The 25,725-nt window shown below is 67.5% G+C and carries 32 protein-coding genes, 1 tRNA gene and 1 pseudogene; 19 read left to right on the forward strand and 15 right to left on the reverse strand.

All coding sequences use genetic code 11. The features are described 5' to 3' along the window. Nucleotide 1: 1 nt before the first annotated feature. Complete coding sequence (locus tag Q8N10_RS05665; protein ID WP_304775795.1) at nt 2–994, reverse strand: ATP-binding cassette domain-containing protein; 993 nt, start codon at nt 992–994, stop codon at nt 2–4. Here Q8N10_RS05665 and Q8N10_RS05670 point away from each other — a divergent pair. Continuing rightward, nucleotides 993–1,409, forward strand: coding sequence for a hypothetical protein (locus Q8N10_RS05670; protein ID WP_304775792.1), 417 nt, complete (start codon nt 993–995; stop codon nt 1,407–1,409). The two genes, Q8N10_RS05665 and Q8N10_RS05670, sit on opposite strands and share 2 nt — an antisense overlap. Before the next feature lie 101 nt (nt 1,410–1,510). Then, a complete protein-coding gene (locus Q8N10_RS05675) occupies nt 1,511–1,720 on the forward strand; it encodes a cold-shock protein (RefSeq protein WP_215341185.1) in 210 nt (69 codons plus the stop codon). Between the two features lie 113 nt (nt 1,721–1,833). On the opposite strand, the gene Q8N10_RS05680 is transcribed toward Q8N10_RS05675, so the two are convergent. Beyond that, nucleotides 1,834–2,022 (reverse strand): hypothetical protein, encoded by a 189-nt coding sequence (locus Q8N10_RS05680; RefSeq protein WP_304775789.1) that lies wholly within the window; start codon nt 2,020–2,022, stop codon nt 1,834–1,836. A 132-nt stretch (nt 2,023–2,154) separates the two neighbouring features. Here Q8N10_RS05680 and Q8N10_RS05685 point away from each other — a divergent pair, with 132 nt between their 5' ends. Continuing rightward, a complete protein-coding gene (locus Q8N10_RS05685; protein WP_304775787.1) occupies nt 2,155–3,888 on the forward strand; it encodes a PAS domain S-box protein in 1,734 nt (577 codons plus the stop codon). On the opposite strand, the gene Q8N10_RS05690 is transcribed toward Q8N10_RS05685, so the two are convergent. Both Q8N10_RS05690 and Q8N10_RS05695 read right to left on the reverse strand, forming a co-directional pair. Further along, nucleotides 3,885–5,120 (reverse strand): acyl-CoA dehydrogenase family protein, encoded by a 1,236-nt coding sequence (locus tag Q8N10_RS05690; protein ID WP_304775786.1) that lies wholly within the window; start codon nt 5,118–5,120, stop codon nt 3,885–3,887. The genes Q8N10_RS05685 and Q8N10_RS05690 overlap by 4 nt on opposite strands. Before the next feature lie 79 nt (nt 5,121–5,199). After that, a complete protein-coding gene (locus tag Q8N10_RS05695; RefSeq protein ID WP_304775783.1) occupies nt 5,200–5,553 on the reverse strand; it encodes a DUF4180 domain-containing protein in 354 nt (117 codons plus the stop codon). A gap of 97 nt (nt 5,554–5,650) precedes the next feature. Here Q8N10_RS05695 and Q8N10_RS05700 point away from each other — a divergent pair, with 97 nt between their 5' ends. Both Q8N10_RS05700 and Q8N10_RS05705 read left to right on the forward strand, forming a co-directional pair. Continuing rightward, on the forward strand, nt 5,651–6,160 hold the full coding sequence (locus tag Q8N10_RS05700; RefSeq protein WP_304775781.1) for a DUF1993 family protein: 510 nt from the start codon (nt 5,651–5,653) through the stop codon (nt 6,158–6,160). A 79-nt stretch (nt 6,161–6,239) separates the two neighbouring features. Further along, nucleotides 6,240–6,452, forward strand: coding sequence for an alkylphosphonate utilization protein (locus Q8N10_RS05705; protein WP_304775779.1), 213 nt, complete (start codon nt 6,240–6,242; stop codon nt 6,450–6,452). 36 nt (nt 6,453–6,488) lie between these two features. Here Q8N10_RS05705 and Q8N10_RS05710 read toward each other — a convergent pair whose 3' ends face one another. The 5 genes from Q8N10_RS05710 to Q8N10_RS05730 form a co-directional block, all read right to left on the reverse strand. Continuing rightward, nucleotides 6,489–7,556 (reverse strand): NADP-dependent oxidoreductase, encoded by a 1,068-nt coding sequence (locus Q8N10_RS05710; protein WP_304775777.1) that lies wholly within the window; start codon nt 7,554–7,556, stop codon nt 6,489–6,491. Nucleotides 7,557–7,574: 18 nt separating this feature from the next. Further along, nucleotides 7,575–9,017 carry an MFS transporter gene (locus tag Q8N10_RS05715; RefSeq protein WP_304775776.1) on the reverse strand — a complete coding sequence of 481 codons (1,443 nt, stop codon included), beginning with the start codon at nt 9,015–9,017 and terminating at the stop codon, nt 7,575–7,577. After that, nucleotides 9,014–9,454, reverse strand: coding sequence for a MarR family winged helix-turn-helix transcriptional regulator (locus tag Q8N10_RS05720; protein ID WP_304775774.1), 441 nt, complete (start codon nt 9,452–9,454; stop codon nt 9,014–9,016). Before Q8N10_RS05720 ends, Q8N10_RS05715 begins: the two co-directional genes overlap by 4 nt. A 35-nt stretch (nt 9,455–9,489) precedes the next feature. After that, nucleotides 9,490–9,948: a hypothetical protein gene (locus Q8N10_RS05725; protein ID WP_304775772.1), complete on the reverse strand. Its 459-nt coding sequence runs from the start codon at nt 9,946–9,948 to the stop codon at nt 9,490–9,492. 80 nt (nt 9,949–10,028) lie between these two features. Next, nucleotides 10,029–10,670, reverse strand: coding sequence for a S24 family peptidase (locus Q8N10_RS05730; RefSeq protein WP_304775771.1), 642 nt, complete (start codon nt 10,668–10,670; stop codon nt 10,029–10,031). An 83-nt stretch (nt 10,671–10,753) separates the two neighbouring features. Between Q8N10_RS05730 and Q8N10_RS05735 the strand changes: the two genes are divergently transcribed. The 5 genes and pseudogenes from Q8N10_RS05735 (at nt 10,754) to Q8N10_RS05755 (ending at nt 14,956) form a co-directional block, all read left to right on the forward strand. Further along, nucleotides 10,754–11,068, forward strand: a complete 315-nt coding sequence (locus Q8N10_RS05735) for a hypothetical protein (protein ID WP_304775768.1) — start codon at nt 10,754–10,756, stop codon at nt 11,066–11,068. 32 nt (nt 11,069–11,100) lie between these two features. After that, on the forward strand, nt 11,101–11,679 hold the full coding sequence (locus tag Q8N10_RS05740; RefSeq protein ID WP_304775766.1) for a hypothetical protein: 579 nt from the start codon (nt 11,101–11,103) through the stop codon (nt 11,677–11,679). Between the two features lie 59 nt (nt 11,680–11,738). Further along, a complete protein-coding gene (locus tag Q8N10_RS05745) occupies nt 11,739–12,500 on the forward strand; it encodes an enoyl-CoA hydratase/isomerase family protein (RefSeq protein WP_304775763.1) in 762 nt (253 codons plus the stop codon). Nucleotides 12,501–12,745: 245 nt separating this feature from the next. Beyond that, nucleotides 12,746–12,895 (forward strand): annotated as a pseudogene (locus tag Q8N10_RS05750) (IS5/IS1182 family transposase); the annotation flags it as partial. Nucleotides 12,896–13,498: 603 nt separating this feature from the next. Further along, nucleotides 13,499–14,956, forward strand: a complete 1,458-nt coding sequence (locus tag Q8N10_RS05755; RefSeq protein WP_304775761.1) for an Ig-like domain-containing protein — start codon at nt 13,499–13,501, stop codon at nt 14,954–14,956. 106 nt (nt 14,957–15,062) lie between these two features. Here Q8N10_RS05755 and Q8N10_RS21015 read toward each other — a convergent pair whose 3' ends face one another. Then, a complete protein-coding gene (locus Q8N10_RS21015) occupies nt 15,063–15,179 on the reverse strand; it encodes a DUF3291 domain-containing protein (RefSeq protein ID WP_370690179.1) in 117 nt (38 codons plus the stop codon). A gap of 1,101 nt (nt 15,180–16,280) precedes the next feature. Continuing rightward, nucleotides 16,281–17,240, reverse strand: coding sequence for an alpha/beta fold hydrolase (locus Q8N10_RS05760; protein ID WP_304775759.1), 960 nt, complete (start codon nt 17,238–17,240; stop codon nt 16,281–16,283). A gap of 588 nt (nt 17,241–17,828) precedes the next feature. Between Q8N10_RS05760 and Q8N10_RS05765 the strand changes: the two genes are divergently transcribed. Further along, nucleotides 17,829–18,626 carry a hypothetical protein gene (locus Q8N10_RS05765; protein ID WP_304775758.1) on the forward strand — a complete coding sequence of 266 codons (798 nt, stop codon included), beginning with the start codon at nt 17,829–17,831 and terminating at the stop codon, nt 18,624–18,626. Between the two features lie 41 nt (nt 18,627–18,667). Here the strand turns inward: Q8N10_RS05765 and Q8N10_RS05770 are convergent, their stop codons facing one another. After that, a complete protein-coding gene (locus Q8N10_RS05770) occupies nt 18,668–19,453 on the reverse strand; it encodes an SDR family oxidoreductase (protein WP_304775756.1) in 786 nt (261 codons plus the stop codon). A gap of 223 nt (nt 19,454–19,676) precedes the next feature. On the opposite strand from Q8N10_RS05770, the gene Q8N10_RS05775 reads away from it, so the two are divergent. Continuing rightward, nucleotides 19,677–19,847, forward strand: coding sequence for a hypothetical protein (locus Q8N10_RS05775; protein ID WP_304775754.1), 171 nt, complete (start codon nt 19,677–19,679; stop codon nt 19,845–19,847). Here Q8N10_RS05775 and Q8N10_RS05780 read toward each other — a convergent pair. Beyond that, nucleotides 19,844–20,419 (reverse strand): DUF2239 family protein, encoded by a 576-nt coding sequence (locus tag Q8N10_RS05780; protein ID WP_304775752.1) that lies wholly within the window; start codon nt 20,417–20,419, stop codon nt 19,844–19,846. The genes Q8N10_RS05775 and Q8N10_RS05780 overlap by 4 nt on opposite strands. A gap of 184 nt (nt 20,420–20,603) precedes the next feature. Continuing rightward, nucleotides 20,604–20,678 (reverse strand) — tRNA-Thr (locus tag Q8N10_RS05785). Nucleotides 20,679–20,782: 104 nt separating this feature from the next. On the opposite strand from Q8N10_RS05785, the gene Q8N10_RS05790 reads away from it, so the two are divergent. The 6 genes from Q8N10_RS05790 (at nt 20,783) to Q8N10_RS05815 (ending at nt 24,613) form a co-directional block, all read left to right on the forward strand. After that, nucleotides 20,783–20,914, forward strand: a complete 132-nt coding sequence (locus tag Q8N10_RS05790) for a hypothetical protein (protein ID WP_305663876.1) — start codon at nt 20,783–20,785, stop codon at nt 20,912–20,914. Between the two features lie 86 nt (nt 20,915–21,000). Further along, a complete protein-coding gene (locus tag Q8N10_RS05795) occupies nt 21,001–21,420 on the forward strand; it encodes a DUF2948 family protein (RefSeq protein WP_304775748.1) in 420 nt (139 codons plus the stop codon). 42 nt (nt 21,421–21,462) lie between these two features. Further along, the gene (hisD, locus tag Q8N10_RS05800) at nt 21,463–22,746 is read left to right on the forward strand and encodes a histidinol dehydrogenase (RefSeq protein WP_304775746.1); all 1,284 of its coding nucleotides are present in this window, start codon (nt 21,463–21,465) and stop codon (nt 22,744–22,746) included. Between the two features lie 140 nt (nt 22,747–22,886). Beyond that, nucleotides 22,887–23,534 (forward strand): SH3 domain-containing protein, encoded by a 648-nt coding sequence (locus Q8N10_RS05805; protein ID WP_304775744.1) that lies wholly within the window; start codon nt 22,887–22,889, stop codon nt 23,532–23,534. Between the two features lie 140 nt (nt 23,535–23,674). Next, nucleotides 23,675–24,154, forward strand: coding sequence for a UPF0262 family protein (locus Q8N10_RS05810; protein WP_304775742.1), 480 nt, complete (start codon nt 23,675–23,677; stop codon nt 24,152–24,154). Between the two features lie 6 nt (nt 24,155–24,160). Further along, entirely contained in the window at nt 24,161–24,613 is a 453-nt protein-coding gene (locus tag Q8N10_RS05815) for a low molecular weight phosphatase family protein (RefSeq protein ID WP_304775740.1), read from the forward strand. On the opposite strand, the gene Q8N10_RS05820 is transcribed toward Q8N10_RS05815, so the two are convergent. Continuing rightward, nucleotides 24,610–25,356 (reverse strand): nucleotidyltransferase domain-containing protein, encoded by a 747-nt coding sequence (locus tag Q8N10_RS05820; protein ID WP_304775737.1) that lies wholly within the window; start codon nt 25,354–25,356, stop codon nt 24,610–24,612. The genes Q8N10_RS05815 and Q8N10_RS05820 overlap by 4 nt on opposite strands. Nucleotides 25,357–25,490: 134 nt before the next feature. Between Q8N10_RS05820 and infA the strand changes: the two genes are divergently transcribed. Continuing rightward, a complete protein-coding gene (gene infA / locus Q8N10_RS05825; protein ID WP_215341158.1) occupies nt 25,491–25,709 on the forward strand; it encodes a translation initiation factor IF-1 in 219 nt (72 codons plus the stop codon). Nucleotides 25,710–25,725 lie beyond the last annotated feature (16 nt).

A 25,725-nucleotide genomic window follows, 5' to 3' on the forward strand; every position in this document is an offset into this window, starting at 1 on the left:
ATCACGCCTCGTTGGCGCCGTGCAGGTCGTAGAACTTGGCGATCACTTCCTCGATGGCCGGTTGCTCGACGTGGATGTCCTCCACTGCGTGGCGGGCGGTGATGGCGGCGATAAGGGCCGGCGCGCTGGTGACCCGGGGGTCGAAGGCCAGCTCCAGGGACCGGCCGTCGCGGTTGCGGACCTCGGCGCCGGGCAGGTCGAGGGCGGGGGCGTCGCCCGCGAAGTCCACGAACAGGCGGCGTTCGGCGAGCACATTGGCGCGCAGGGTCTCGAAGGGGCTGTCGGCCAGCACTTGACCGTGGCCGATGACGATCACCCGCTGCGCCAGGGCCTCGATGTCGTGCATGTCGTGGGTGGTGAGCAGGACGGTGACGCCGCGCTCCTGGTTCAGCTTCTTGACGAACTCTCGCACCGCCAGCTTGGACGGCGCGTCCAGGCCGATGGTGGGTTCGTCGAGGAACAGAATGGAGGGCTCGTGCAGCAGGGCCGCAGCGATCTCGGCGCGCATGCGCTGGCCGAGGGAGAGCTGGCGCACCGGCTGGTCCAGCAGCTTCTCCAGCCGCAGCATGGCCACCAGTTCATCGCGGGTGGCTTTGTAGCGCTGCGGATCGACCCGGTAGATATCCCGCAGCAGGTCAAAGCCGTCGATCACCGGCAGGTCCCACCAGAGCTGGGTCCGCTGACCGAACACCACGCCGATGCGGGCGACGTGCTTGATGCGGTCGGCATAGGGGACGAGGCCCTCGATCTCCACGCGGCCGCCATCCGGGCGCAGGATGCCCGACAAGATCTTGATGGTGGTGGACTTGCCGGCGCCGTTGGGTCCGATGAAGCCCAGCAGCTCGCCGCGTTCCAGAGAGAAGCTGACGTCCTTCAGGGCCTCCACCGTGCGCCAGCGGCGGCGCACGAGACCGCGCACGGCCCCGAGCATGCCGGGGTCGCGTTCGGCCACGCGATAGGTCTTCGCCAGGTCCTGAACCAGGATCTGGGGCATGGGGGCCGCCTTCGATGTCAAAGAAGAGGCCGGACGCTATGGGCGGGCGTTAACCGCGTCAATGGCGCCGCTTCCGGTTTTCCTAGGTCGGCGCCAGGATGCCGATCGCCTGAAAAAGGGATTGGGGATGACCTTCACCAAGAAGCTGCGCGAACCGATCATCCGCGGCGAGATTTGTTGCAGCGTACGCATCTGGCGAGCGCCACGCGTGAAGGTCGGCGGACGCTACCGGCTGGGGGATGGCGCGGTGGAGGTCATGTCGCTGCGGCAGATCGAACTGACTGATATCACGCCACAATTGGCGCGGGACTCGGGGTTCGAGGGCGTGGTCGACCTGCTGAAGACAGCCAAGCATGGCCTTGGCGACAAGGTCTATCTGGTGGACTTCGAGTACCGCCCGGACACCACATTTTGAACGACAAAACCCCAGATTCCGCTGGGGCATAGAATTTTGCACGCTTGCGTCTTTGGCCGTCCTCTGCCACTGCGGATTCACTCACTTTGATAGGGACGACAATGGCGACTGGTACTGTGAAGTGGTTCAACGGAACCAAGGGTTATGGCTTCATCGCTCCTGAGGGCGGTGGCGGCGACGTTTTCGTCCATATCTCGGCGGTTGAACGCGCGGGCCTCGGCGGTCTGAACGAAGGTGACAAGGTCAGCTTCGAAGTCGAGCGCGACCGCAAGAGCGGCAAGGATTCGGCCGCTCAGCTGCAAATCCTGTAGTTCTCGACGGCGGGGCCGCCGGTTTCGGCGCGCCCCGCCTTCTTGATCTCTGCCGATCTGCCCGACAGAGCCATCGGCCCTGGCGGTCTTCTACGCTTCGGTCGCTGGCCGAGCTAACGCAGCTTGGCGCCCTTGGCGGTGTCGACGCGCGCCTTTTCAAGCTCCGCGCCTTCGGGCCCGTCCAGAGCTTCCTCGGCTTCCTTCGCCTTTTGTTCGACAGGGCCGGTCTTGACGAAGTCCTCCTCCGCTTGGCGGAAGCGACGGGCGGCGTCGTAGTCGCCCTCACCTTGAATCTTGCCCATGGGTTCCTCCTCTGGTGCTGATCAGATCAACCCTGGCCCGAGCGGCAGGGTTCCGCCCACAGGGAGGACCGTGGAGCTTTCTCGAGCCGAACGTGTTGTCTAGGGTCTCGAACGTCCGCAAGCCGGTCCGCCATGAACGATCCTGGTCCATCGACACGCCCTGAGGATGGCGCGAACGAAGCGCGCCTAGAGGCGGTGCTCGAAAGCATCAGCGACGGCTTCTATGCCTTGGATCACGACTGGCGCTACGTGGTCTTCAACCGAGCGGCCGAGGAGTATTTCGGGGTCTCCCGGGACGAACTCATCGGCAAGGCGATGTGGGATATCTTCCCGCAGGGCCGTGGCGGCGTCTTCGAGCGGGCCTGTGTGCGGGCGATGGACGAGCGGATCGCCTCGCGGTTCGAAATCCCCTCGCGGGCGCGGGCCGGGCGGATGGTGGAGCTGCGCATCCTGCCCATGCGCGACGCGGGCATCGCCGTCTCCCTCTCCGATATCACCGAACGCCGACGCACCGAGGACGCCCTGCGCGCCAGCGAGGCGCGACTGGAGCTGGCGACCCAGGCGTCGCGGCTGGGGGTGTGGGAATGGAACATCGTCACCGGCGAGATGATCGTCTCCGCCAGGGCCCGCGAAATCTGGGGCTTCTCGCCCGAGCAGGTGGTGCAGATCGAGGACATCCCCCGCAACGCCCACCCCGAAGACGAGGCGGGAATCCTGGCCCTGTCGCGGCGCGCGATGGACCCGCAGGTGCGAGACGCCTCCCCCTATGAATACCGCATGCCGCAGCCAAACGGCGAGATGCGCTGGGTCCGCGCCCAGGGCGAGCCGGTGTTCGACCCCGAGAGCGGGGCCGCTGTCCGCTATGTCGGCACGGTGGCGGACATCACGGCGGAGCGGACGGCGGCGCAGGACCTGCGGGAGTCCGAGGCGCGCCTCCGGCTGGCCATGGAAGCCGGCGGCATGGCGGTGTTCCTGCTGACCGGCGGCGGTCTGCAGGGCAGCCCGGAGCTGAACCGGCTGCTGGGCCTGGCCGCGGACGCCGAGCCCACCATGGAGGAGATCAATGCGGGCTATTACCCAGGCGAACTCGAACGCATGCAGGAGGCCTATCGGGAGGCCGTAGCGAGCCAGGCGCGAAAGGTCGAGATCGAGTACCGCTATGTCTGGCCCGATGGTCAGGTGCGCTGGCTGATGGTGCGGGCCGAGATCAACCTGGGAGCCGACAGCGAACCCCAGCGCGTTCTGGGGGTGATTCTGGACATTACCGAGCGGCGGGAGTCCGAGGAGCGGCTGAAGCTGCTGGCCCGCGAGGTGGACCACCGGGCCAACAACCTGCTGACCGTCGTGCAGGCCACCGTCGCCCTGACCTCGGCGCAGACCGCCGACGCGCTGAAGGACATCATCACCGGCCGGGTCCGCGCGCTCGCCCACGCCCACCAGCTCATCTCCGAGGCCCGCTGGCGGGGGGCGGAACTGCGCCGGCTGGTGGAGGAGGAGCTGAGGCCCTACCGGCTGGGCGCTGAGGGCCGGGTGCGGTTTGGAGGGCCGGATGTCACCCTCAGCCCACAGGTGGCCCAGTCAGCGGCCATGGCGCTGCACGAACTCGCCACCAACGCCGCCAAGTACGGGGCGCTGTCATGCGCCACGGGGGAGGTCTCGGTGACCTGGGCCCTGGAGGGCGAGGAGGTGACGCTGGACTGGACCGAGACGGGCGGGCCTGCGGTGGTCGCGCCCACCCGTCGGGGCCTTGGTCTCAACATGCTGCAGCGGGCCCTGGGCGGCGGCGTCGGGGGCCATGCGGTGCTGGACTGGCGGGAGAGCGGCCTGATGGCCCGGCTGAGCCTGCCGCTCCCCCAGACCCGCTAGAGCAGGTCGCCGCCCGCAGCGGCGGCGGTGGTGCCGTCGCGCTCATAGGCCTTGATCACGTTGCGGCCCACCGTCCAGCGGTGAACCTCATCGGGTCCGTCCACCAGCCGCTGGGAGCGGATGTGGGTGTACCAGGCGGCCAGCGGCGTGTCGGTGGAGTAGCCCAGGGCTCCGTGCAGCTGGATGGCGGTGTCCACCACCTTGTGGACCATGTGGGCCAGGAACACCTTGGCGATGGAGTTCTCCTGCCGCAGGTCCATGCCGCGCTCGGCCTTGTAGGCGATGTGCAGCAGCATCAGACGGGCCATGTAGAGCTCGCTGGCGCAGTCCGCCAGCATCCACTGCACACCCTGGCGCTCCGACAGCTTCTTGCCGAAGGTCTCGCGCTGGGTGACGTGAGCCGCGGCCATGTCCAGGGCCCGCTGTGCCATGGCGACGTTGTGCATGCCGTGGCGCAGGCGGCCGTAGGCCAGGCGGTGCTGGCCCATGTTGAAGCCCTGGCCCTCGCCCCCCAGCAGGTTCTCGGCCGGGATCACCAGGTCCTTGATCTCAATCTCCGAGTGGCCGCCCCCCATGATGTGGCTGAGCGGGCCCTCCTTGGCCATGGTGCCGATGTCCCGCTTGATGATGTAGCCGGGGTTGGGCAGCTCGACGATGAAGGTGGAATAGCGCTGGTGGCGCGGGGCGTCGGGGTCGGTCATGGCCATGACGACGGCCATGTCGGCGGCGCTGGCCGCCGAGGAGAACCACTTCTCGCCGTTCAGGATGTAGTTCTCGTTACCGTCCTTTACGGCCCGGGTCTGCATGCCGGTGGCGTCGGCGCCGGCCGCCTTCTCGGTCATCGAGTAGCAGACGCGCTTGTCGCCGTTCAGCAGGGGCTTGAGGTACTTCTCCTTCTGGAACTCGGTGCCGTGGGCCAGCAGGGTCAGCATGGTGGCGTCGTCGGGACCCTGACTGTTCATCGACAAGGCGCCCAGGTGGCTTTCGCCCAGCTCCATCTGCACCAGGGCGTTGGCGAGCGGGCCCAGGCCCATGCCGCCATATTCCTTGGGGATGAAGGGCAGCCAGAGGCCGGCGGCGCGGGCCTTGGTCCGCAATTCGGCCAGGACCGTCTTGAAGGACTCCTTGTCCACCAGGCGCTTCTCGGCCGGGATGCACTCATCGTGCACCCACTGGCGCACCTTGGCGCGGATGGCCTTGGCCTCCGCCGGAATCTCGAAGTCGATGGACATGGTCGCTCTCCGCCCTGTGGTTTTCTGGTTGGGCGGAAGGGTCGACCGATCATCGGCGCGGCGCAAGCCTGCCCTGGCGTCAGAGGCGGGCGGCCAGGGCCTCCAGGTCGCCGACGAACCACAGGTGTCGGCCGCGGTTGGACTCATAGACAAAGTCGCGCAGGGCGTTGCTGGCGGCCACGTGGACGGTGATGTCGCCGACGATGGCCAGGGCCGAGCCGTAGTTCACGAACTTCTGGACGAACTCCCCGGCCAGGCGGGTGCTGAGATCGAAGAATTCGTCCGTCAGGCGGGCTGCGGGCAGGGCGATGACGTCGACCTCTGCGCCATAGGCCTCGCCGATGATGCCGGTGGCGTCGCGACCGCTGGACAGACGCGGGCCCTCAGCGTCGCACAGCCAGACGCGGACGCCGTTGAGGATCTGGAGGCTCATGGTTCGATCACCGCCGCATGGTCGCGCTTTGGCCGCTCATACCCCATATGAGCGGCGATGGCCCACGGTGGGTCAACGCCATTCCAAGGACGCCTGCATGCCGATTTCCCTCCACCAAGCCTCGATCCCGCTCTTCGTGCGTGGCCTGAAGAACCTCGCCAGCCTGCTGGAGAAGGGCGCGGCTCATGCGGCGGAGAACGGCGTCGACCCCTCGGAACTGATCGAGGCGCGGCTGGCACCAGACATGCTGGCCCTCGCCGCCCAGGTGCAGCGCACCAGCGACACCGCCAAGCTCTCCGGTGAACGGCTGAGCGGGATCGAGGCCCCGAAGATGCCGGATGACGAGACCACCTTCCCGCAGTTGCAGGAACGGATCGCCAAGACCATCGCCTATCTGGAAAGCCTGCCGGTGGCCGATGTGGACGCCGGTGAGGGGCGGACCATCACGCTCAACTTCGGACCGATGAAGCCGTCCTTCAGCGGCGCGGACTACCTGTTCGGCTTTGCGCTGCCGAACTTCTATTTCCACGTGGTGACCGCCCACGACATCCTGCGGCACAAGGGCGTGGCGGTCGGCAAGCGCGACTATCTAGGCGCCGTCGCCTAGGGTCTCGGAGGGCGGCCGGCTTGTCGGCGGGCCGCCCAGCCCCTACAGCACAGCTCTTTGCTGCGCAGGGACTTCCGCCATGAATGTTCGCGACGCCAATGGCGCCCTCCTGGTCGAGGGCGACTCCGTCACCCTGATCAAGGACCTGAAGGTCAAGGGGACCACGGTCACCCTGAAGCGCGGGACGCTGATCAAGAACATCCGCCTCACCGACGACGAGACCCAGATCGAGTGCCGCGCGGAAAAGGTGAAGGACCTCGTCCTGAAGACCGAGTTCGTCAAGAAGGCCTAGGTCGCGGCATACGGCTCACGGGCGTCGTCGCGCCCCTCAGGTGTTGGGCTCAGGCGAGACCCGCACCAGCAGCTTGCCGTCATGGGCGCCGGTGAAGAGCAGCTTCACCGCCTCGGCGGCGTTCTCCAGGCCGTCGACTGTGTGGGTCTTCCACTTGAGCTGTCCTGACGCCACCAGGGGGATCAGCTCGGCCATCGCCTCGGCGGCGCGGGGCAGGTAGTCGATCACGATGAAGCCCTTGATCAGGATGCGGCGCATCAGGACGCGGGCGAAGTCCTTCGGCCCCGGGATCTGGCCGTCGATGTTGTAGGTGGAGATCATCCCGCACAGCGCCATGCGGCTGAAGTTGTTCATGCGACCGATGACGGCGTCCATGATCTCGCCGCCGACGTTCTCGAAATTCACGTCTATCCCGTTGGGGCAGTGGCGGTCCAAGGCGGCGCCGACGTCCTCGTTGCGGTAGTCGATGGCGGCGTCGAAGCCGAGCTCCTCGGTCAGCCAGCGGCACTTCTCGGGGCTGCCCGCGATGCCGACGACCCGGCAGCCCTTCAGCTTGGCGAGCTGGCCGACGATGGAGCCCACGGCGCCGGCGGCGGCGGAGACCACGACGGTCTCACCGGGCTGCGGCTTGCCGATGTCCATGAGGCCGAACCAGGCGGTCAGGCCGGTGGCGCCCAGGACGCTCATATAGGCCGTCATGGGCACGCCGGGGATCTGCAGGCTGGGGCGGGCCATGGCGGCGGGGAGCACGGTATAGTCCTGCCAGCCGCCGAGGCCGGGATTGACGATCTGGCCGACCTGGAGGTCCGGGCTCCGCGATTGTTCCACGACGCCGATGACGCCGCCGCGCATGACGTCGCCGATCTCGACGGGCGGCAGGTACTGATCCTGGTCGCTCATCCAGATGCGGTTGGTGGGGTCGAGGGACAGGTAGGTGGTGCGGACCAGGACCTCGCCGTCCTTGAGCTCCGGCGTCTGGGTCTCGACCAGTTCGAGGTCTTCCGGGCCGATCTCGCCGGTCGGGCGGCGGCGCAGGATCCACTGGCGGTTGGTGGGCGTGAGGAACTCTCCCTTGTTCGTTGGGGGAGACGATGCCGACCGCACGCCGGGGAAGTCGAGGGCTTAGCTGGATCGCCCGTTCATCTCGTCCCCGGCGTCCTTGGGCAGGGGGATGAAGAACAGGATGGAGATGAAGGTGATGGCGCCGATGATCACGAAGGCGGGCGCGATGGTGGCGGCGGTCATCTGCGTCTCGCCCTGGGCGACCATCAGCATGTGCAGGAGCAGGGCCGCCAGGCCGATGCCGATGGACTGAACCAATTGCTGGGCCATGGAGGAGGTGGTCGACGCGCGGCTCATCTGGTGCTGCTCGATCTCCGCATAGGCCAGGCCGTTGAGGCTGGTGAACTGCAGGGAGCGGAAGAAGCCGCCGATCGCCAGGACCGTCAGCATGATCCAGTGGGGGGTGGAGGGCTTGAAGAAGCCGTAGGCCATGAAGCTGACCCCGACGATGACCGCGTTGACCAGCAGCACGGTGCGGAAGCCGTAGCGGCGCAGGATGGGCGGGGCGGTGGTCTTCATGACCAGGGCGCCAGCCGCCGAGATGAAGGTCATCAGGCCGGCCTGGAAGGCCGAGAGCCCAAAGCCGATCTGCAGCAGCATGGCCAGCAGGAAGGGGGTCGCTCCCATGGCCACCCGCATGAAGGCGCCGCCGATCACCGAGGCCCGGAAGGTCACCAGCCGGAAGATCGACAGGTCGATGATGGCGTGGGGATTATCCTTGGCATGGAAGCGATAGGCGACCAGGGCGGCGATGCTGGCCAGGAACAGGGCCGCCACCACGCCGGGCGGCAGGGCGTCGCGGCCAATGTTCTCGAAGCCGAAGATCAGGCCGGCGAGGCCGAGTCCCGTGAGCAGGATGCCGATCCAGTCGATGGGGGAGACGACCTGTTCCTTCACGTTGGGAACATAGGCCCGGACCAGCAGGACGCCGGCCACCGCGATCGGTAAATTCATGAAGAAAATCCAGCGCCAATCGAAGAAGGTTACGATGGCGCCGCCGACCACGGGCCCGATCACCGGGCCCAGCAGGGCGGGCATGGTCAGCACCGACATGGCGCCCACCAGCTCGTTTTTCGGGGTGGTGCGCAGCAGGACCAGGCGGCCGACCGGGCCCATCATGGCGCCGGCCATGCCCTGGAAGATGCGGGCGATGACCAGCTGGTTGAGGTTCTGGGCGAAGCCGCAGGCGGCCGAGGACAGGGCGAACAGCACCATGGCGATCATGAAGATCCGCTTGGCCCCGAACTTGTCGGCGACCCAGCCGCTGATGGGCAGGAAGACCGCCGAGGCCAGCAGGAACATGGTGATGGCCAGGTTCAGCCGCAGGGGGTCCTCGTCCAGGGCCACGGCCATGGTGGGCAGGGCGTTGGAGATCACCGTGGCGTTCAGGGTCTGCATCAGCATGGCCGAGCCTATGATGGCCGGGATCATCCAGCCGCGGGTGGCGGCGGTGCTGGCGGGCGCGGCGGCCCGGGCCTCGACCGGGCCTTCGGGCTCGCTCATGCCTCCAGGCTCAGCAGCTGGAGGAGGGGGCCGGCGGCGGCGTCGAGCTGGCGGCGCGCGTCCACGGGCAGCTTGGCGAGACGGGCGGCGAGCCAGTCGTTGCGGTGTTGGCGGATGGCGTCGAGCTGGGCCTCGCCCGACGCGGTGATGGCCAGTCCGGAACGGCGGCCGTCGGTGGCGCTGTCGGCGCGGGTGATCCAGCCGGCGGCCTCCAGGCGCTTGATGTGGCCGCTCATGGTGGGGCGCGACAGCTGTTCGCTGTCGGCCAGGTCGCAGACGCCCACCCCCGGGCTGCGGGCGATCTGGGTCAGGAGCAGGGCGTCGAGGGCCGAGACCCCGGCCTTCTGGGCTTCCTGGCGCAGGCGGCGCGACACCCGCAGCAGGGCCGGGCGCAGGGTTTCGGCGAGCACGACCGGATCGTCCGTCGAGGTGGGCATCGAGACTCGCCAAGATAGTTAGGTTGGCGAACTACCTATATTTGGCGGTCTTGCCGGTCAAGGCGCTGGTCCGCCGCGTCCCTGACCGCGCGCCGCGCCGCGCGGAGGCCGGTGATCAGGGCCAGGGTCTGGCGGCGCAGATCGCGCGCGATGGCCTCGCAGGTTTCAAGGTCGTCCTCAAAGCCGCGGGCGGCGGCCTCGCGCGCCCGTTCGCCGCCGGCGTGGACCGCCCGCGCCAAGCTCTGAACCTCGGCGATCGCGCTCACGAACCGCCCCCGGGCGCTCTCCCGCCACTGGCGCCGGGCGGCGAGCTTGGCGTGGGCCTCATGGAGACGGGCGTCTTTGCTGCGTGGCGCGCAGGGCGGCGGCGACATGCCGGACCAGGCGACCCCGCTGGCCCGCCGCGCCTCCCGTGCGCTCCAGACAAGCCGCGCGCGGTCCAGGGCGCGTTCGGCGACCAGGAGGTCGATCAGGTCAGGATCGCGGGGTTCCATGTGTGAATTGTATAAAAGATACAGAATCTCACCAAGGCGAATCTGAGATTTCTTGGAGGCGAGGACCACCTGAAGGTGTGTCAGCCGCGAATGATGATCCGACGCGCCTGGTAGGGCGGGATGATCGCGGTGATGTGGGCGGCCCAGCGCAGGCGGGCGTCATGGCGGGTGGGGCCGGCCAGGCTCTCCAGGTCGAAGCGGCCGGGCTCGCTGCCGCGCAGCAGGCGCTTGACCAAAACCTCGTCGGTGTCGGTCTCCACCACCACCACATGGCCCAGCATGTCGGGGGTGGGGGGGAAGTGCTGATTCTCAAAATAAATCAGCGCGCCGTCGTCGGCGAGGCCGCGCATGGAGTGGCCGGAAACCTGGACGGCGACGGCGTTTTCCGTTCCCCCAGGCGGGATCGGGGCCAGGTCATCAGCCTCCTGGCCGGTGGCGTAGAGGATGGTCCCCTCGGGGTTGGCGCCCACCCTGCCGATCACCTTGACCAGGCCCGGACCCGCGCCAGGCCGCATGGCGCCCGAGGCGTCGTAGAGCCATTCCGGGCGAACCCCGAAGGCGGCGGCATACTCCTTGGCCTTGCGGTAGGAGAAGGGGGCGTTGCCGTTCTCGTTGGAGGCGTAGGTGTTGCGGTTCCAGCCGAAGGCCTCGGCCGCCGCGGCGGCGGTGTCGAAGCCCTTTTCGGTCCGCGCGAGGCGGAGGCGTTGGAAAGGTTCGTCCATGGCCTGAAACCTACAGTGGAAAGTCTGTACAGAAAATACAGATTCATGTTGCCCGTTCCCTATATGTTCCGTATGTTTTCTACATGCAACGGGAAAACGCCATACCAAGGCCCGCCGACGGGCAAGATTACGCGGCCCTACGTCAAAGTGGGACGTCGCCGCTGCGCGCCAGGACCCAGCTGGGTCTGCAGGACTGGCAGGTCAGACGGTTCGAGAAGCTGTTCCGGGCTCGCACGGCGCGCGGAGGCGGGGACCGCCAGCTGCCGAAGTTCGCGCGGCACGAGGCCCATGTGGCGGCGGTGCTGGCGGCGGGCGGATTCTGGGCCTTCTCCGAGCGCCGGATCGGCCGCGACGGGGCGGCGGTCTGCCTGCCGATGATCCCGCCGCCCAAGGGTTAGGCCTCTTCACATCCATACGGGAGTTCAAGCGCATGAGCCGCACGGCCCATCTGGCGCGCCTGGAGCGCGAGCGTCTGCTGGTCCTGGAGCGGCGGGGCAAGGCCCGCGCCGAGGCCCTGGCCGTCCAGGGCGGGATCGCCGAGACCATCGCCCTGTCGCAGGGGCGTGGCGCCGCCATCGAGGCGCCGGCCACGCCGCGCAAGCCGCATCGGCGGCAGGCCGGCCTGGAGTGGCTGGTTCGCCAGGGGCGGCTGAACGATCAGCAGAAGCGCGCCGGGGAACGCTACGGGACCTATTACCGCCGCGCGGCGGCCGGCGCCGACATCGGCTCAAGCCTGGACATCAAGCACGGCGACAACCCGTCGGGGACCAGCATCGGCGAGGTGCTGGCTCAGGCCGAGGCGCGGGCGGCGGCGGCGGCCAAGCTGGCCCTCTATCGCCGCAAGCTGCACCAGCATCCGCTGCTGCTGGCGGCCTGCGACCTGGTCTGCGGCGAGGAGCTGACGCCGCGGGAGGCCGCCCGCACCGACCGCGAGGCCGGGCGGCTGGAGGCGGTGCTGGAGGTGGCCCTGGACCTGCTGGCGCAGGAGGGCGGCGCACAGGGCTCGTGACTCTCGCCCTGACTCCGGTGAGTGTTCGCGCCGGGCAGGAAAAAACCAAGGAGGCCGGCGTGGCCGATCAAGACGTGTTGTTGGTGGAGCGGCGTGGCGAAACCGACTGGGTGACGCTGAACCGGCCCGAGCGGCTGAACGCCCTGAACCAGCCGCTGTCGGACGCCCTGCTGGCCTATTTCGAGGCCCGTCGGCGCGACACCGAGGCCCGCGTCATCGTGCTGGCCGGGGCGGGGCGGGCGTTCTCGTCCGGCACCGACCTGAAGGCCGGGGGGCAGCCGGACCGCCTGCGCGACGGGCCCAACGGCGACTGGATGCTGCGCGACACGCTGAAGGCCATGCGCGCCTGCCCGCAGCCGATCATCGCCCTGGTGCAGGGGGCCGCGGCCGGCGGCGGCCTGGCCATCGCTCTGGCCGCCGACGTCATCGTGGCCGGCGCCAGCGCGGCCTTCCATCCGGCCTTCATCAAGATCGGGCTGTCGGGGTCGGAGCTGGCGGTGAGCTGGCGCCTGCAGCGGACCATGGGGATTTCCCGGACCCGGGAGATGCTGCTGACCGGCGAGCCGATGAACGCCGAGGAAGCGCATCGCGTGGGCCTGGTCTCCAAGGTGATCCCCGACGCCGGACTGGCCGCCGAGGGCGAACGCCTGGCGGCGGCCATGCTGAAGGCCGGCCCCGACGCCCTGCGGATCTCCAAACGCACCTTCGACGCGACCCTGGAGGGGATGAGCTTCGACGCGGCCCTCGAGCTGGAGGAGCGCGGGCAGATCCAGATGATCCGTGGCCGCACGGCGGCGGTGGGGATGCCTGCAGTGAAGTAGGTTCGGAGGGACGGGCGGCGCTGCAGGGGGCCTCTGCGGGAGGGGGATCCAGCGACCCGTTCGTCGTCATGCGCAGACAGTGCGGAAGCCGACCGTGGCCATGTCAGCTAGGGGTGCAGGCCGTGTGAAAACACCGAAGCAGCTTAGATTTCTATCCATCAGCTTCGGGGGCCGGGATGAAACGGTTTGTCGAGGGGGAGGGCCGGCGTCAGTGCACGCTGCTCCCGGAATATCTTGAGGACTACGTCAAGGCCTGGATGGGGGCGACGCACTTCAGGACCCGGACGCTTGAAAAGGTCCGAACCGAGATGAGCCTGCACGTCCTAGCCTACAATCTGAAGAGAATGATCGCCATCCTCCGTGTGCAGCCGCTCGTGGCGGCCATCAGGGCCTGAGGAGGCCGTCGCTGGCCTCGCGCCGAAACGCCGCCTCCATCGCCCGGCCTCACTGAACGGCCGTCGACCAAACTCCCCATGGGTGCGTCAGCGCGTTTACACACAGCCTCGGTGGAAGGCGGACTTAGCTGACGCACCGCTCAATCATTCGAGCGCGGCGTCTGGGCCTACTAAGGTGGTATCGATCCCGAAATGCGGCTCCGTCCACGGAAGTATTCGTGAGCCAAGACAGATTGCCATGTCGGAAGCTCATAACCCTCAATATCGGGCCGACGACTTTCGACAGGGCGGCGATGCTCCGCCGCGTCGGAGCAGACGACCTCGAACCTCAAGCAGGGGTTTCTGCACCCGTCGTGCGATCTCGCGCCAACCCGGCGCCTTTCGCGAACCGGGTTCACGCAGTTTGCAACCTTCCGGGGATATTCTTCACTTAGCCCCTCATGCAGTTGGAGAAAATCTTTGCGCCAGCGCTACGCGCCAAGCTAGCTTCGCCATAGGGTCAACGGGGCGTTCACCCAAATACCGCATCGACCAAGGGCCGCACGGCCCTGGGTGGTCGGGCGCTTGTCCCCGGCCGTACAGCGAGTTCAGGCAATCCAAAGCATGCCTACGCCAGCCAACTCACCCAGCACCAACAACACGCCGCAGGCGAAGGACGATCTGTTCACCGGCACGGAGAACGGCACGGTCATCCTGGACGTGATGGCCAATGACCTGGGCGGCAAGGCCAAGCAACTCTATTCCCTGGACCAGACCACGCCCAGCACGGTCGCGGCCACGGCGACCTCGGCCATGGGGGCCACCATCACCATCGTCGGCGACAAGATCAGCTACGCGGCCAACAGCGCCACTTTTGAGGCCCTGGGAGCCGGCCAGGTCGCTACGGACACCTTCAGCTACGTCATCAAGTTGGGCAACGGCGCGCTCAGCGTCGCGACGGTCAGCGTCAATGTGACCGGCACGAACGACGCTCCGGTGGTCTCCGGCGCTGTGATCGGTGCTGCGACCGAAGGTGCGGGCACGTCGATGCTGAACGCTATGGCGAACGCCTCCGACGTTGATGCCGGAACGACGCTCAGCATTGTGGGGGTCCCGGCGGGGCTTCCCGCCGGCGTCACCTACGACGCCGCGACACAGGCCTTCGCGCTCGACACCAATAACAGCGCCTACAACCATCTGGCCGCGGGCGTCCACCAGACGGTTTCGGTGGGCTATGGGGTATCAGACGGGATCGCCACCACGGGCGCAAGCGTGAGCTGGGACCTCACCGGGACGAATGACGCCCCCGTTGTCTCCGGGGCCGTGAACGGTGCGGCCATCGAGGGCGGCCCGGCGATCACCCTGAACGCCCTGGCCAACGCCTCCGATGTTGATGACGGGGCGATTCTCAATGTGAGCGGTATAGGTGCGCTGCCTCCGGGCGTCAGCTACGACGCGGCTACGCGCAGCTTCACTCTCAATCCGGCCGACCCAGCTTATGCCAGCCTGAACGCGGGCCAAACCCAGGTCGTTTCGGTCTCCTATAGCGTAACCGACGGCGCGGCTACGACGCCAGCCTCAGTCTCTTGGAGCGTGGCGGGGGTCAGTAACGCGACCGCAAACCACGTCGTGACCTTCGACGGCGGCGGAGCGGTTTCAGCCGGCTATGAAGGGTTTAACTGGGTCGGTCATGGATCGAGCTACACGTCGGATGGGTCGCATGTGACCTTCTATCCTTACGACTGGGACCAGAACGGTTCGGACCGGGAGGCGTACAATGGCTACGGTCCCAAGATTATGGACATCACGCGCAGCACCGGTGAAGATTTCGACTTGGTGTCGCTCGACATGGCTGACGGGGCCTACAAAGGCTATTTCAGTCAAGCCAACGAAGTCGATCTGCTGGGCTTTGACGACGGGGTCTTGGTCTACTCGACGCACGTGACGCTCAGCGATACTGCGATGACCAACTATGTGCTGAACTACAACTCCATCGATAAATTTCAGATCGTGATCACCGGAGGTAGTTATAGTGGCGGCACCGGTTGGTACTCAATCGACAACTTCGCCACGAACTACTGATCGACAGCGAGGCCGCCGCTCACCACGGCGGCCCAGTTGGTTAGCAAAGGGGGCGGCGCAACCATTGCGTTTGATCTTTACTGGCATGGTGGCGGTCCAGGGTCGTTTACCGGCTATCCGCATCATAGGGCGCTCTTAGGCTGAACGCAGACGGCGACGGACCGCGAGCTTGAAGTTCTTCGAGGCGGTCCGCGGCCTCTCCAATGGCGGGGGAAATGTCCATGCCACCCCCAGGCGTTCAACCTTGACCGCGCCGTAAGCAGGCATGCCCAAGGAACGCTAGGGGGTCGGTTACCGTCTTAGGCCACGAGCCCGGAACCGGACATGCGTGCCGACCTCCAGGAACCGGACGTCGTGAACGTCCGAGATGGGTCGGCTCCGGCCATCGGCGCGCGACATGCAAGCTGACCTTCGGCCTTGAGCTTGGCTCAGCCGACCTTCTGAACTTGTCCAAGTGGCCCTGTGTTCTTCATCGCTCGCGCGGTCGGTGTCAGTGCTCATTGAACGGACGCGGCATTCTGCGCGCCGTAAGGGAGAGCCGGAAGTGAGAAGCCGCAGGCTTCCTCTACGCATGGATTGGTACGCGCTCTAAAGCTAAGCTGGCCTATGGCGACACGTCGGACACCACATTTTGTCGGCGTCGGGGCGGCGCTGTGCCTCACCTTCGCGGCTCCCGGCCCGCTCGATCCTCCGCCCTGCCATGCGGCATTGGTCGGCCCCGCCCGTTGCCCCTACGAGCCCCGCGATCCCGGACGTTCAATGCCCAAAAAACGGGTGGCCGTACTTTGCGTATTTAGACATCAAGCCATCGTTGCGCTGTCCTCCGGCGACCCCGTTTGGGATGCAGATGTCCGCGATGGAGTTGCGCAACTGGGCTGGAACGCTGGGGTCAAATCCCCAACCGGGTGGGTTCCCACGGGCGTAAGCATGAATTGGTCACCCGCACCTCATGCGCCGGAAATCGACTGCGAGGAGATACGAAAATTCATCGGCCTGACCACAGAATAGGCCCTCATGGCTCATGGCGATCGAACCCGTTTCGCACGTGCTCGGATTGGACCCGCCAAGGTCGCCAATGGGTCGAAATTCGTTACTCGCGCTGGGTCTGCAAGCGGACGATCGTGATCGCGACGCAGCGCGTCGAGCAACGCGGAGATTTGCTGTTACGGAGGGTCTAGCTCAGCGCACGCATCGGGTCGCGTATCTGTCTTCCGCCCTGGCTCGACGAGGGTTGAATGGAGGGTTCGGCGCTAGCTTATGCGCTTCCAAGTTCTCTGAACCGCGAGAGACCGCGTGTCCGCAATCTTCGGCCGGCACAGGCGTTTCAGGGGGCGCGGGAGCTTCGACGTTCCGCCACATGCTCCACGCCCGCCACCGCATGGCCGCCGTGGACCAGCCCAAGCATTGTCCTGTGGTTCGCGCCGGCGATCGCTTCGACCATGGGCGCAGCGGAACGCCGCGCCGGCGCCTGGCGCAGTTCGCCCCAGGCCGAGCCCCTGGCTGACGGCCCGGCGGTGATCACCGCAACCGGCCAGTGGGGGGATAAGGAACCTGCCGCCGCGGCCTGCTCGCCCGCGGTGCGCCACATCTGCACCTCGGCGTAGGCCGTGCGGCTCTGGCGGCCGGAAACAAAGCCACGCCGTTTCTCCGCCTTGCCCCACGGCGGCAGGCCGATGCGGTCGCCCCACCAGTAGAGCGGCTTGGTCAGGCCAAGCGTTCCGGCGATCGATCCCAGCCGCGCCATGTCGTGCATCCGATCAGCGAACCCCCCGACCCCGGGCGCCTGCAAAAGCTCTGGCGTCACCGCGTCCAGCAGCACCAGCCCGACCACCTGATCGGGATGTTGCGCCGCGAACTGGTGCAGATACAGGCCGGCCATGGAGTGCCCCATCAGCACATAGGGTCCGGCCTCTCCCGAAGCGGCCATCAAGCCCTTGAGGTCGCCGACGATGGCGTTCCCATCGCGCGGCCGGGGACCCGCCTCGGAGTACCCCATACCGGCCCGGTCGTAGGCGCAGGAGCGGTAGCCCTTGGCGGTCAGCTTATGCTGGATCGCCGCGAAATCCGCAGCCCCGCTGAACGCCCCGGCCTCCATCCAGACCACCGGCCGTTCGGACTTGGGGCCCTCACAGACGAGGCGCAGCTCGTGCCCGCCCACATCGACCATCCGCCCCCGCGGCGGCTTGGACCGGCTGATCGCCTCGGCGGCGACCGCGAGCGTGCCCCAACCGACGATGGTGATGGCCAGCAGGCGAACGGCGAAGCGCAAGACCTTGAGCAGCATGTGCAATGCCTAGTCGCGACCACTGAGTCCGTCGAGCTTCAGTGATCGACCATGTTGAGGGAGGAGCGCCGCCAAAGACGCCGCCAACGGCTGAGCCCATTGTCGTGAGCGGCCATTGAGTCGTTGACCGGAAGCGGACGCCACCGCCCGGGCTCATATTTCAATCGTCATGGCCGGGCTTGTCCCGCCCACCCATGATCTCCGGGGTGCGGGAAGTACGTGTGCCGGATGCCGCGCGACCTGAAGCCAGGCGGAGAGCATGGGTCCCGGGGTCAGGTGTTCGGGGATGACGGTTGTTGGTGGGGTGGGGCCTTCGGCCCCAGGTCTCCATCGCCGGCAGATCCACGCACGCGGCGTTCGCCGCTGTTTTTGCTGGTCGCGGCTCTGATAGGGCCGGGGTGGTCTCAGGCTTTCGCCAGCGATCCTCTCGGGGGACCCAAGCGACGCGCGACGCCAGAAACCTAGGCCGCATACGAGTTGCGTATAGACTTGGATGCGTGACTATTAAATATTTTTGCCTAAGGTTAACCATAGGAACTTTCAGTTTTATCGAAGGTTTTTGAGCATTCACCAGTGAGGAAAGCTTAAATGCCCAAGCCCATGATGCAAGATGCGCCACCCGCCAACGGCCTAGCTCTTGGCCAGGACCTTGGCCAGGGTCACACCAAGGCCGACGTAAATCTTATGCAGGAGCGCGCGCTGCTCTATCGCGCCACCGGAGACGAAGCGTTCCTAGCCGCCGATCACTTCTACTTCGCACCCTTCACGGCGCTCAACGGGTCCGGCGTAACGGGTGGGGCGATCGCCGCCTATGATGACGAAACGCACACCCTGACCGTCGCCATCAGCGCCAAGGGGCTCGAAGCCAACCAGCCCCACATCCAGCATATCCACGGATTCCTCGATGGCGCCGAAGCGCGCACCCCGACCCTGGACCAGGACGACGACCGCGACGGATATGTCGAACTGGCAGAGGGTCTGGATACCTACGGACCCATCCTGCTCAACCTCTCCACCAACCACGCCAATGGATCGGGCGGGGACAACGGCCACAGCCATGAGGGGGCGGTCACGGGCTTTCCCACGGCGCCAAACGGGTCTGAGTACTTCGTCGAAAGCTATCGGCTCCCCCAGGACTCGCTCGGTGTCGACCCCATGCTGGCCCTCCGCGAGATCGTGATCCACGGCATGACAACGCCGGCCGGGGCCGGGGCCGGGACGGCCGGCGAAGTCGATGGCAGCGCCGGCTACAAGTTGGTCCTGCCGGTCGCCAGCGGTGAACTCAGCGACGTCATGTCCTCCCAGGACCTGCGTGCTTTCATTCGCAACATCGGGTTCGACGACGCAGCGCGCGCGAATGCCGATCACGGCTGGGCTTTCGGCTGATCGAGGGGCCCGCCGCCCCCTTGGTGGCGGGCCTGTCGCCCCTACGTCCCCATCACCTTGGCCCGCAGGCGGCGCATCCCGCCGAGCCAGCGGTCGTAGTCGGCGGTCTTGCGCTGCATGTAGGTGAGCACCTCGGGGTGCGGCAGGATCAGGAAGCGTTCGGCGGCCAGGCCCTCGACGACGTGGCCGGCGACTTCCTCCGGGGTGAGCACGCCGTCCAGGCTCTGGGGCGAGCCGGAGCCGCCGGCGCGCAGCATGGCGGTGTCGACGCCTTGCGGGCAGAGGATCGAGACCTTGATACCCTGGTCGCCGTGGGTGATGGCCAGGCTTTCGGCCAGGCCGACGGCGGCGTGCTTGGTGGTGGAATAGACCGCCCCGCCGATCTGCGACAGCAGGCCCGCCGCCGAGACGGTGTTGAGCAGGTAGCCCTCGCCGCGGGCGATCATGCCGGGCAGGACGGCGCGGGCGGCGTGGACGTGGGCCATGACATTGACCCCCCAGGCGCGGGCCCAGACGGCGTCGGGGGAGGAGACCGCGTTCTCGCGATCCGGGTCGCCGTCGCCAACGCCCGCATTGGCGCAGAAGAGGTCGATGCGGCCGTGGGCGGCCTCGACGGCGGCCACCATCGCGGCCACCTGGGCGCCGTCGGAGACATCGACGGTGTAGGCGGTCCCGCCGATCTCGGTGGCCACGGCCTGGGCGCCCTCTGCGTTGCGGTCGACGACGGCAACGTGGGCGGCGCCCTCGGCGGCGAAGCGGCGGGCCAGCGCCGCGCCGATCCCCTCGGCGGCGCCGGTCACGACAACGATCTTACCCTTCACGTCCATGTCTTGGTCTCCGTCCCGCGTGTCTTGTTGGAGGCAGGGGTAGGGCGGGGAGGGGGGCAAGGCAATGGGCGGGCCTGTTCGTGGGGTTCGTGGGGTTCGTGGACAAACCTGATCCGCCTCGCGGTGTTACGGCCGGAAGACTTGGAACCACGAACCCCACGAACCCCACGAACGGGGGCCGCCTTCGAAGCTCCGGTTGGATACAGGCCCGGCGTGCGTCGGGATGACAGGCGACAAATGTTCCTATTTTGTTCTTGACGACCTCGCGCAGTTTCGCTACATTCTCGGCGCGGCGGTGTTCTGGAACTGGATGGTCAAGAGCGCGCCGTGGCTGGCGGCCGGCGTCTCGGCCTTCGCCGCGGGGATGGGCTTGAAGTCCCTGGACGGACGCTAGGCGCGAGCCCGCCGCTCCCGCACCGTGGCCACAAGGCGACGAAGATAGTCGCCGATGTCCCTTGGCCAGACGGCGGTGAGGCTGCCGAAGCGATCATAGTCCTTGGCGTAGAAGGCGCGCATGGCCTCCTCATAGTCGGGCAGGTCGCCGGCCAGGGTGGTCATGGCGCGGTGCGCCGCCTCCAGGGCCTGCCGGGTGTCGTCGGCGCCCGAGTTCTCGCGGAGCGCCTGCTCGACCAGGCGGCGCAGTACGGCCGATGCGCCGCCTGGCTGACTGGCCAGCCATTCCCAATGCCGGGGCAGGAGGGTCACCTCGCGCGCCGTGACTCCGAGCCTGGGCCGGCCCCGCCCTGGCTTTGGCGGCGGCTCGCTCGCCGCCAGGCGCGCCAGGACATCGTCAGGCGTACCCCGGAAGTCCAGTTCGACTGTCCGGCCCGTGGCGTCGTCGAAGACCAGGACCCGTTCGCGCCCGCTGTCGTGGGCGGCCTTGGCGGCAAGGGCGACGTCCCGGAGCGAGCCCGCAGCCAACCCCTCTTGCGCAGCGAAGGCGGTGTAGGTGGCGGCTTCGTCCATCAGCGCCTCGTCGAGGTCAGGGCGCCCTTGGCGCGAATATTGCCCGGGTATATATGCGGAGGATGATGGGCGGCAAGCAGGTTTGCGATGCGGGCCAGGCATTCCAACGGTGCGAAATGACAAAGGGACGGAGCGCTGGTGCGTTCCGTCCCCCTGAAATCCCTTGCACCGCAAGGGTTTGTAGTGGTGCCGTTGCAGGGATTCGAACCCTGGACCTCAGCCTTACCAAGGATGCGCTCTACCTCTGAGCTACAACGGCGAAAAGGCGAGGGCGGGCTATAGCCAACGTCGGGGGCCGCGTGAAGCCCAAAAGCGCCGGAAGACAACTTGACCTCCCGGACCGGTCGCCGCACCCCTGGGAATATGGACAAATCCGGCAAACCGAAGTCGGCCGAGCGCGAGGCCCAGCTCGCCCAGGCGCTGCGCGCCAATCTGCGTCGCCGCAAGGCGCCCGAGCCCAGGCCGGCGCCCGCCAAGGTCGATGACGAGAAATAGGACGCCACCTTCCGTAAGGCGGGCTCGAGGGCTAGACAACGAGCCTTGCCGTGGCGCGCCGCGTCAGGACAAACCGGGGATCTGAGATGAACGACCTGCTTCACCTGCTGGCGGAAGATGCGGAGGACCTCGCGGTCATCTCCGCGGCCCTGCAGGACGCGGTGGCCAAGATCGGTGACATCACGGTGGAGCAGCGGGGGCGCCGGGTGACGGTGGCCTTCAATCGCTATCGCTGGGAAGGCAAGGGCGGCGAGCGCGTGCGATCGGCCCTGCAGATCGGTTCGGTGCTGGGGGTGCAGGCGCGCAATCTGCGGCGCGGCGCCAAGTCGGCGGTGATCGAGCTGCTGACCCTGGAATTCGCGCCTGGCGAAGCGCCGGGCGGCACGATCACCCTGAGTTTCGCCGGCGATGGCGATCTGCGCATCGCAGTCGAATGCATCGACGCGGTGCTGGCCGACATCTCCGCGCCCTGGCCGACGCCCAGAACTCCCGCACACGATGCCTGACAAGCCGTAGCGCGAAGCCGCTTGCGTCGCTAAGTAGCGCCCATGCGCCGTTTCCGATTTTCCGAGCCCGGCTTCGAGGCCGCCTTCGCCGCCTTTGTCGAAGAACGGCGTGAGACCCCCGACGATGTCGACGCCCTGGTGCGTGACATCCTGGCGGCGGTCCGCGCGGAGGGGCTCGAGGCTGTCCTGCGCTTTGGCCGCCAGTTCGACCGCGCCAATGTGAGCGCAGAAAACATCCGGGTCACCCCGGAAGAGATTGAAGCCGGCGCCGCGCAATGCGCGCCTGAAGTCCGCGAGGCCATCGCCTTCGCCGCCAAGCGCATCCGCACCTATCACGAGCGGCAGCGTCCCGCCGACCAGTGGTTCACCGACGAGGCCGGCGTCGAGCTGGGCTGGCGCTGGACCCCGCTGGAGGCGGTGGGGATCTATGTGCCCGGAGGCCGCGCGGCCTATCCCTCGACCGTGCTGATGAACGCGGTGCCCGCGGCGGCGGCCGGCGTTGAGCGCATCGCCATGGTGACCCCGCCGGGGCGGTTGCAGCCGGCGGTGCTGGCGGCCGCGAAGGAGGCCGGGGTGACCGAGATCTGGCGGGTGGGCGGCGCCCAGGCGGTCGGAGCCCTGGCCTATGGCGCCGGACCGATCCTGCCGGTGGACAAGATCGTGGGGCCGGGCAACGCCTTCGTCACCGCCGCCAAGCGGCGGGTCTATGGCACGGTGGGCATCGACGCCCTGGCCGGCCCCTCTGAGATCGTGGTGGTGTCGGACGCCGCCAGCCGGCCCGACTGGATCGCCGCCGACCTGCTGTCCCAGGCCGAACACGACCCGGCGGCGCAATCGATCCTGATCACCGACGACGAGGCCTTCGCCGACGCTGTCGAGGCGCAGATCGCCCTGCAGCTCGGGAGCCTGGAGACCCGCGACGACGCGACGGTTTCGCTGCGCAACCACGGAGCGGTGATCATCGCGCCGCTAAGCGAGGCGCCCCGCCTGGTGAACATGATCGCGCCCGAACACGTGGAGTTCGCCCTGGACGAGCCCGAGCGCCTGGCCGACCAGGTGCGGCACGCTGGAGCAATCTTCCTGGGACGGCACGCGCCCGAAGCCGTCGGCGACTATGTGGCCGGCTCCAACCACGTCCTGCCCACCAGCCGCGCGGCGCGGTTCTCCTCGGGACTGTCGCTGTACGACTTCATCAAGCGCACCTCGATCGTGAAGTGCGACGAGGCGGCGTTTGCGATTCTCGGGCCGCCGACGGTGGCGCTGGCGGACGCCGAAGGTCTGCCCGCCCACGCGCGCTCCGCCGCCATTCGCCTGGGCCAAGGCTAGGAACGAAGGGCTTGGGTGAGTCCCGGTAAGCTGAACGGCGTCTAACAGCGCCGTCCAGGCGCCCGTTCAGGATGGGTCCCCTAGTGTGGGGTCATCGGAGCCGACGAGGCTTCGGACCCATTCAAGACGGAGACCAAGCCATGCAAACCTCTTCCAAGCTGATCCGCAGCGCGGCCGTTGCGACGATGGCCGCCGCCCTTTCCGTCGGCGCCGTCTCGGGCGCGTCGGCCCAGACCAACCTAAGCCCGGTGGTCGGCTGCGACGCGCCCGGCAACAAGCAGGTCGGCGGCGCCCTGATCGGCGCCCTGCTGGGCGCGGTCGCCGGTTCGAACCTGGCCAAGAATGACCGCGGCACGGGCACGGCCATCGGCGCCGTGGTCGGCGGGGCCACCGGCTCCTATGTCGGCTGCAGGATGCAGCGCTCAGACCAGGGCCAGAACGCCTACGGCTATGGCCAGACCTACCAGCCTGCATATCAGCAGCCTGCATATCAGCAGCCGGCGACCTACAGCCATTCGGGCTATCGCCTGTCGGGGGACATCTCGCCGGCCAGGTATGTCCGGGACGGTGGGACCTTCGCGGCCAGCAGCAAGCTGAACCTGCGGGGCGCCCCGTCCACCTCTGCCCACAAGGTCGGCTCGCTCAGGGCCGGTGAGCGCTTCCAGGCCCTGGCCCGCGTGCGCGGGACCGACTGGATCCTGGTGGGTCAGGACGGCGTCGGCGTTGGCTATGTCAGCGGCCGCTACGCCCAGCCCGTCGGCCACCAGTACGCGTCCTACGGCTACTAAGCCCCTCTAGGTTCCTCCCCGAACCGACTTCGCCCGGCGCTCCCCAGCGTCGGGCGATTTTTTGTGCCGCGATCGGGAGGATGACGTTAGGGGTTGGTTTGCAATAAAGCTCGCTGACCTGTTCCTCCCTTTCGACCGCCATGGCCGACGAAGACCGCACCAAGCACCGCCTGCAGACCGTGGAGATCGACGAGGAATCCCTCGCCGCGGTCTCGCGCGACCAGGAACAGGAGCGGCAGATCGCCATCTTCGATCTGCTGGAGGAGAACTATTTCCATCCTGAGGGCGCCGAGGGCGGGCCCTATGACCTGAAGATGGGCCTCGTGGAGAACCGCCTGGTCCTGGATGTGCGTGGTCCCAACTACGAGCGCCGGCACATCCTGTCGCTGTCGCCCTTCCGGCCGCTGATCAAGGACTACTTCCTGATCTGCGAGAGCTACTACCAGGCGATCCGCAACTCGACCCCGTCACAGATCGAGGCCTTGGACATGGGCCGGCGCGGCCTGCACAACGAGGCCTCGACCCTGCTGCGCACCCGGCTGGCGGGCAAGATCGACACCGATCTCGGCACTGCGCGGCGGCTGTTCACCCTGATGTGCGCCCTGCACTGGCGGGGCTAGGGTTCGATGGCCGCTGACCCGTCCGCCCCGCCGCTGCCCGGCGCGGTGCTCTTCGCCTGCAATTTCAACCGCGTGCGCTCACCCATGGCCGAGGCGCTGATGAAGCGCGCCCTGGGCGACCGGGTCTATGTGGACAGCTGCGGCCTGAAGCGGGACGCGGCCGACGGCGCCGATCCCTTCGTCGAGGCGGTGATGGCCGAGCTCAGCGTCGACCTGGCCGATCATCGGCCCAAGACCTTCGACGACCTGGAGGATTCGTCCTTCGACCTTGTGGTCTCCCTGACCCCTGAGGCGCAGCACCGGGCCGTCGAGATGACCCGGGGCCGGGCGGCCGAGATCGAGTACTGGCCGACCTTCGACCCCACCCTGGTGGAAGGCTCGCGGGAAGCGAGGCTGGCGGCCTATCGCGAGGTGCGCGACACGCTCGCCGCCCACATCGCCCAGCGGTTTCCGCGCTAACCGCGCATCCAGGCGAGATCACCGCCCCAACCGTCGAAGACCGAGTCGTGACCGGCGTCTCGGCACCGGGCCTCAGTGTCGCGAAGAAGGCGCCGGAGGGTCGCTGGGTCAGGGTCCAGCAGCGCAGGGGTCTGGAGGGCCAAGGCCTGGCCTGAGCTGAGCGGGTGCTCCGCCAATTCCCACGCCAGATACTTGTAGAAGGGCCGCAGCCGACCGCCATCAAGGGCGAAGAGGGCGTCCAGTAGGGGCGCGATCGCTTCCGCCGCCTCCAGGCGCGCGGCCAGGGGCTGGCCGCCGCGCAGACACTTCAGGGCGCGATAGGTCTGGTTGAGATAGTGATCCAACGACCGATCGACGAACCCCGCGACCTCCGGACCGGGGACGCGGGCCTTTTCATCGATAACTTGCTGGCACAGCCCCTCTGTCCGATCCACCAGCATTCGTACATGGGCGTAGCTGTAGCGGTCCCAGGCGTCGGGCCCGCCCCATGCGGCGTGGGCGCGAAGGCCCTCGAGGGTCATCACGGAGCAGTCGGTCCGCCCGTAGGCCCGCCTGGCGTAGCGCCCGCGCCAGGCCTCGAAAGCCTCGTCGCGGACGATCAGCACACAGTCGTAGTCCGACGCCGCAGTTTCCCGGCCCTTGCCGCGCGACCCTGTCAACCAGAAGGCCAGGACCTCTGAATGGGTCTCGGCCAGCTCCAGAAGTTCGAAGTATCGGGGGCGTTCGGTGGCGTGATCGCTCAATTCTCTCACTTTCCAGCCGTGGCATTCGACCGTGCGGCGGGCTCCGCGTTATGATAGAGGCCTCTCCCACGGCTCGCGCCCCTCGATTCAGGCGTGGGCCGTTCGACTTTTATCGGCGTCTATTTGGAGCCTGCATGGCTAAAGAAGAACTTTTGGAGTTTCCGGGCACGGTGAGTGAAGTCCTGCCCAACGCGACCTTCCGCGTGAAGCTCGAGAACGATCACGAGATCATCGCCCACACCGCCGGCAAGATGCGCAAGAACCGCATCCGGGTCTCGGCCGGCGACAAGGTCCTGGTGGAGATGACCCCCTACGACCTGTCCAAGGGCCGCATCACCTTCCGCGTCCGCTAGCGGGCGTTCGCCCCCG

The organism is Phenylobacterium sp. (assembly GCF_030693625.1).
GTDB lineage: Bacteria > Pseudomonadota > Alphaproteobacteria > Caulobacterales > Caulobacteraceae > Phenylobacterium > Phenylobacterium ferrooxidans.

What these genes read in the sequence shown, in the direction of transcription:
- Q8N10_RS05670 (WP_304775792.1), top strand. Translation starts at nt 993, where the DNA reads ATGGGGGCCGCCTTCGATGTCAAAGAAGAGGCCGGACGCTATGGGCGG.
- Q8N10_RS05665 (WP_304775795.1), bottom strand. Translation starts at nt 994, where the DNA reads ATGCCCCAGATCCTGGTTCAGGACCTGGCGAAGACCTATCGCGTGGCC.
- Q8N10_RS05675 (WP_215341185.1), top strand. Translation starts at nt 1,511, where the DNA reads ATGGCGACTGGTACTGTGAAGTGGTTCAACGGAACCAAGGGTTATGGC.
- Q8N10_RS05680 (WP_304775789.1), bottom strand. Translation starts at nt 2,022, where the DNA reads ATGGGCAAGATTCAAGGTGAGGGCGACTACGACGCCGCCCGTCGCTTC.
- Q8N10_RS05685 (WP_304775787.1), top strand. Translation starts at nt 2,155, where the DNA reads ATGAACGATCCTGGTCCATCGACACGCCCTGAGGATGGCGCGAACGAA.
- Q8N10_RS05690 (WP_304775786.1), bottom strand. Translation starts at nt 5,120, where the DNA reads ATGTCCATCGACTTCGAGATTCCGGCGGAGGCCAAGGCCATCCGCGCC.
- Q8N10_RS05695 (WP_304775783.1), bottom strand. Translation starts at nt 5,553, where the DNA reads ATGAGCCTCCAGATCCTCAACGGCGTCCGCGTCTGGCTGTGCGACGCT.
- Q8N10_RS05700 (WP_304775781.1), top strand. Translation starts at nt 5,651, where the DNA reads ATGCCGATTTCCCTCCACCAAGCCTCGATCCCGCTCTTCGTGCGTGGC.
- Q8N10_RS05705 (WP_304775779.1), top strand. Translation starts at nt 6,240, where the DNA reads ATGAATGTTCGCGACGCCAATGGCGCCCTCCTGGTCGAGGGCGACTCC.
- Q8N10_RS05715 (WP_304775776.1), bottom strand. Translation starts at nt 9,017, where the DNA reads ATGAGCGAGCCCGAAGGCCCGGTCGAGGCCCGGGCCGCCGCGCCCGCC.
- Q8N10_RS05720 (WP_304775774.1), bottom strand. Translation starts at nt 9,454, where the DNA reads ATGCCCACCTCGACGGACGATCCGGTCGTGCTCGCCGAAACCCTGCGC.
- Q8N10_RS05725 (WP_304775772.1), bottom strand. Translation starts at nt 9,948, where the DNA reads ATGGAACCCCGCGATCCTGACCTGATCGACCTCCTGGTCGCCGAACGC.
- Q8N10_RS05730 (WP_304775771.1), bottom strand. Translation starts at nt 10,670, where the DNA reads ATGGACGAACCTTTCCAACGCCTCCGCCTCGCGCGGACCGAAAAGGGC.
- Q8N10_RS05735 (WP_304775768.1), top strand. Translation starts at nt 10,754, where the DNA reads ATGCAACGGGAAAACGCCATACCAAGGCCCGCCGACGGGCAAGATTAC.
- Q8N10_RS05740 (WP_304775766.1), top strand. Translation starts at nt 11,101, where the DNA reads ATGAGCCGCACGGCCCATCTGGCGCGCCTGGAGCGCGAGCGTCTGCTG.
- Q8N10_RS05755 (WP_304775761.1), top strand. Translation starts at nt 13,499, where the DNA reads ATGCCTACGCCAGCCAACTCACCCAGCACCAACAACACGCCGCAGGCG.
- Q8N10_RS21015 (WP_370690179.1), bottom strand. Translation starts at nt 15,179, where the DNA reads ATGGACATTTCCCCCGCCATTGGAGAGGCCGCGGACCGCCTCGAAGAA.
- Q8N10_RS05760 (WP_304775759.1), bottom strand. Translation starts at nt 17,240, where the DNA reads ATGCTGCTCAAGGTCTTGCGCTTCGCCGTTCGCCTGCTGGCCATCACC.
- Q8N10_RS05765 (WP_304775758.1), top strand. Translation starts at nt 17,829, where the DNA reads ATGCCCAAGCCCATGATGCAAGATGCGCCACCCGCCAACGGCCTAGCT.
- Q8N10_RS05770 (WP_304775756.1), bottom strand. Translation starts at nt 19,453, where the DNA reads ATGGACGTGAAGGGTAAGATCGTTGTCGTGACCGGCGCCGCCGAGGGG.
- Q8N10_RS05775 (WP_304775754.1), top strand. Translation starts at nt 19,677, where the DNA reads ATGACAGGCGACAAATGTTCCTATTTTGTTCTTGACGACCTCGCGCAG.
- Q8N10_RS05780 (WP_304775752.1), bottom strand. Translation starts at nt 20,419, where the DNA reads ATGGACGAAGCCGCCACCTACACCGCCTTCGCTGCGCAAGAGGGGTTG.
- Q8N10_RS05790 (WP_305663876.1), top strand. Translation starts at nt 20,783, where the DNA reads ATGGACAAATCCGGCAAACCGAAGTCGGCCGAGCGCGAGGCCCAGCTC.
- Q8N10_RS05795 (WP_304775748.1), top strand. Translation starts at nt 21,001, where the DNA reads ATGAACGACCTGCTTCACCTGCTGGCGGAAGATGCGGAGGACCTCGCG.
- hisD (WP_304775746.1), top strand. Translation starts at nt 21,463, where the DNA reads ATGCGCCGTTTCCGATTTTCCGAGCCCGGCTTCGAGGCCGCCTTCGCC.
- Q8N10_RS05805 (WP_304775744.1), top strand. Translation starts at nt 22,887, where the DNA reads ATGCAAACCTCTTCCAAGCTGATCCGCAGCGCGGCCGTTGCGACGATG.
- Q8N10_RS05810 (WP_304775742.1), top strand. Translation starts at nt 23,675, where the DNA reads ATGGCCGACGAAGACCGCACCAAGCACCGCCTGCAGACCGTGGAGATC.
- Q8N10_RS05815 (WP_304775740.1), top strand. Translation starts at nt 24,161, where the DNA reads ATGGCCGCTGACCCGTCCGCCCCGCCGCTGCCCGGCGCGGTGCTCTTC.
- infA (WP_215341158.1), top strand. Translation starts at nt 25,491, where the DNA reads ATGGCTAAAGAAGAACTTTTGGAGTTTCCGGGCACGGTGAGTGAAGTC.